This window comes from Rahnella sp. ATs2, from assembly GCF_051851855.1.
Classification (GTDB): domain Bacteria; phylum Pseudomonadota; class Gammaproteobacteria; order Enterobacterales; family Enterobacteriaceae; genus Rahnella; species Rahnella variigena.
In genome coordinates, this window is record NZ_JBLYPL010000048.1 from 1 (window position 1) to 3,614 (window position 3,614).

Annotated in this window: 3 protein-coding genes; 2 read left to right on the forward strand and 1 reads right to left on the reverse strand. The window is 50.1% G+C overall.

Annotated elements, in window-relative coordinates:
* Positions 1-623 precede the first annotated feature (623 nt).
* On the forward strand, positions 624-1,058 hold the full coding sequence (locus ACJY2G_RS25410) for a hypothetical protein (protein WP_439292374.1): 435 nt from the start codon (positions 624-626) through the stop codon (positions 1,056-1,058).
* Positions 1,059-2,233: 1,175 nt separating this feature from the next.
* Here the strand turns inward: ACJY2G_RS25410 and ACJY2G_RS25415 are convergent.
* The gene (locus tag ACJY2G_RS25415; protein WP_439292375.1) at positions 2,234-2,509 is read right to left on the reverse strand and encodes a putative quinol monooxygenase; all 276 of its coding nucleotides are present in this window, start codon (positions 2,507-2,509) and stop codon (positions 2,234-2,236) included.
* A gap of 226 nt (positions 2,510-2,735) precedes the next feature.
* Between ACJY2G_RS25415 and ACJY2G_RS25420 the strand changes: the two genes are divergently transcribed.
* Positions 2,736-3,248 (forward strand): hypothetical protein, encoded by a 513-nt coding sequence (locus ACJY2G_RS25420; protein ID WP_439292376.1) that lies wholly within the window; start codon positions 2,736-2,738, stop codon positions 3,246-3,248.
* The last annotated feature ends 366 nt before the right edge of the window (positions 3,249-3,614 follow it).

Below are 3,614 nucleotides of genomic sequence, written 5' to 3' on the forward strand. Positions count from 1 at the left end.
ACAGTCACCAAAACTGTCCTTTCAGTGTAGCCTTATCGCACCCGAAACTTCAAGACTCTCCTCCTCTAAACCTGTTACCAGTGGCTACCGCCAGTGGCGATTCTTCGTGTCTGTCAGGGTTGGAATCAAGAGAATATTTACCTGGCCAGGCGCGGTAGTCGGACTAAAAGGGGAGTTCGTGCATATAGTCCAGCTTGGAGCGAACCACCTACAAGGAACCCAGTTGCAAGGGCAGGAATGAGAAAACGCCACCTTACGGCGGTCTGCAACGGGTAAACCTCAGGGTGGGAACAGGAGAGCGCACGAGGGAGCGACCCACCGGAAACGGTGGGGATCTTTAAGTCCTGTCGGGTTTCGCCCCTTCTGATTTGAGCACCGGAAATCACCGGATTTCTGTGAAGCTCGTCAGGAGGGCGAAGCCTATGGAAAACCGGGGTGCCGGGGTTCTGGCTCGGGGGGAAAGGGGGGCGCTGTTGACGTTTGCCAGGGAACCGGTCATCCCTTTTTCTGTTAACCGGTAACGCTCGCCGCAGTGTTTAACTGGCGAAGTCTGTTAAACCGAGGAAGCGGAATATCACTGATGCTAAGGTTTTCGCTTACACACTGATGTTGAGGAGTTTCCTTTGTCCCGTCTCTATCGAGCAGCCCTTCCCGAAGATTACGTTCATAACCCTGATACCGGATTGTGGGAGCTTTCATTCGATCAGCGTCCTGTAGCGGGAACGCGCTCCTCTTCTCCCGAAGAAGGTGCCGCTCAGTACAACGCCGCCCGTGAAAAATTTAAGTCGGCTGTGTCCGCCGTCCGTCAGCGTCCGGAATCCGTTTTCTCTTTCACCGAAATGACGGAGTGGGTTGTGGAACATGGAACTACGGAACAGTGTCAGGCTGTCCGGCTTATGTTTGATGCACGTGATAAAAATGAGTTTGATCTTGCGGTGCGTGAAGGTCTGAAAGTGCTGCCCCGGCACCTCGATTTTGCCTACTATTTTGGCCGCTTTTCCGATCGAATGCGTGTGTCTGTTCCGCTGCGGGAACGACTCAGTCTGCGTCTGTCCTGACATTTACTCAGCGTAAACTTTACGGCTGTTGCTTCCTATTTTACTCCCTATTTTCATCCCTATTTTTATCTATTGGGATGCATAGGGAGTAAAATAGAAGTGAAAATAGGGAGTCTGACGCATTGCATGCGCCAGAAAGGGACATGATTTTCTGAACGAAAATCACGCCCCAAGGGTTGCGCCGTGCGGCTTCACCCTCTCTGACTCCTCCGCGGCTGGACGCCGCTCCGTCGCCAGATTCACCCGGCCCCGTCCGACGTCTCCGACGCCTGACCACCCCCTTAAGACGGTTACTCGCCTGGCTCGTCACCTTTAAGAGGGTGGTCAGGCGCCTCCGGCACCGACGGGGGGGCGCTGCCCCCGCTGCGCAAATCGTCCGTGGGCGGACTCGGAACGCTGGGGCGTTCCTTTGCTTGCGGCTCCCCCAACGGCACGATCCCCTGAACGGGTATCGCAAAGTCTCAACCCCGCGCCGGTGTCCGTTCTTCTGCTCTGTGTCGTTAGTGAAAGGACAGGAAATGTTTTGTCATTACCGTCACTGAGTGCCGGCGACAAAACGGCGGGACAAGATGTGTTTTTGGAGTACCGCCGGCACGCCAAATCCTCTTGGTCAGGCTACGCCCGACACCCATCTGTGGACGCGACCACAATTCATATTAAATCCCATCACCCTGACGATATTCTGCCGCGCCTGCGGCTTGCCCAACGCCTCACGTCTGCACAGTAAACAGTGCACCCGTTCATCGTTTTTAAGGGGTTCAAAAGTTTTCGCTAATTAGTGTCGTGATGATTTCATCACGTACTAATCAGAGGCGAGATATGAAATATTTACAACTTCTAGAACGGATACTCAGGTGTCTCAAGGCCGCTGCGGAGCTGTGGGACTGGCTGCAGCAGAACAACTTCTTTTTTGAGACGTTTGGCCTGCTTTTGTCATGAAACGGAGCTGTGCCGGTGTGTATGCATAGCTATTCACCGGCACAGAAATCATCAGGCGCGTTTTTTCATGATATGGACAGGGAAAGGTGCCGGAAACGGCTGTCTCGCCTCAGAATGGCGCTGAGGGCGCCTGCGGCGGTGCGCCCAAGTAGTCTTATGTTAAATTCGTCCGTACCTTCAAATGTGAAAAAGCCACTGGGTAGCGGCTTTTCTGGACGTATCGTAAGGCAGTACAGTTATTCAACTTCTGATATTTCGTACTCTCTGGCGATCGCACTGGTTTCTCTTCCCCAGGCAGAAGCCCTGGTTCTTTTCTGATGGGCGTCAAAAGTAGCTTGGTTTGTAAAAAGCTCTTCGACCTTCCAGATCAGAGGATCTGCCGTTTCCGTGACTTCAAATGACACGCATCCGGTTTCTTCCCGTGTCAGTTCCTTGTGGTCAGGAAGGTACTCGCGAACAAGATCCGCTTCTTCTGCACTTTTGCACACTAAACGACCAGTCAGCTTAATCATCATTATCCCTTTATTTTTATGAAGTTTTATCGGTATTCCCAACAATAAACCTACACCAAATAATTGGGATGAGGAAACCGGTAAATATCAGCCACGGTACTTACGGTTCCTGCTCATCGCATCCGAGGCGTGATAGAGATGTTATGGTAAATTTATACATTGGATTTACTGCGGTAATCTGGCCTATTTTAGCATGTGTGGCATCAACAAAACTGAGGATTAGATAGTGCAAGGAAAGAACTGGCGGGATGTAAATTACAAAGGGAAAACATACGACCTGAAGCACCTTCACCCGTTCAGTTTCGATATAACAATTGATAATGCAGCGGTGAAAATTTCTGTAGCGTTCTCTAACCATTGCTTTACGGATAAGAAGGGTGAAGGAAATCCATTGATGAGCAATCGTTATTTCTGTGAAGCGCGCTATCAATGCAGTCTTGACCTACCGCGGATCCTGAAAGAGCATTTAATTAACGGGCATATCGTGCCGCACTTCGACCGCAACAGTAACGAAGTTTACTATTACGCTCATGTTTTTGACTATGCGATATTTTTTGACCTGCGCCCAGATACAAACAACCCGGGAGGGTTAACCATGTTCGTTACTAGTGCGTATGAACTTGATCAGTGGGGGAAGGGGACTGTACCGAAAGGTACTGCTGTGAAATTCGGCTATATTGGGCATTTACGGCTTAATGGTGAAACTTATCTCATTGATAAGAAACAAAAAAAGCGCTGATAAATCAGCGCTTTTTTTGCGAAAGTAATATCGATTTTTACTCTCAAAAGTTTCCGGCCTATACCTTTGGTTATCCCGCTCTCAGGCTGGGTGAGACTGATAAATCAATCCCCGGTAACAATACCCCGATGACTCGGTTCCGGTCAGTATCGACAACCTAATCATACCTGTGGAGTATTGGTAGTTTTTAGCTAAATGTGCTGTAACTGGCAGTTGCTATGCACGGATAGATAAAATCGTTGCGTTGACAGCAACATGCGACGAGATGTAGTCTCAGAAACGAAAAAACCACCCGGCAAGGTGGTTTTTTCGAAGGTTCGCAAGAGTTGACGCTCTTTTGAACCGAGGTAACTGGCTTGGAGGAGC

Bases quoted from the DNA above. Each gene is read 5' to 3' on its own strand.
- ACJY2G_RS25415 (WP_439292375.1), bottom strand. From the start codon at position 2,509: ATGATTAAGCTGACTGGTCGTTTAGTGTGCAAAAGTGCAGAAGAAGCG.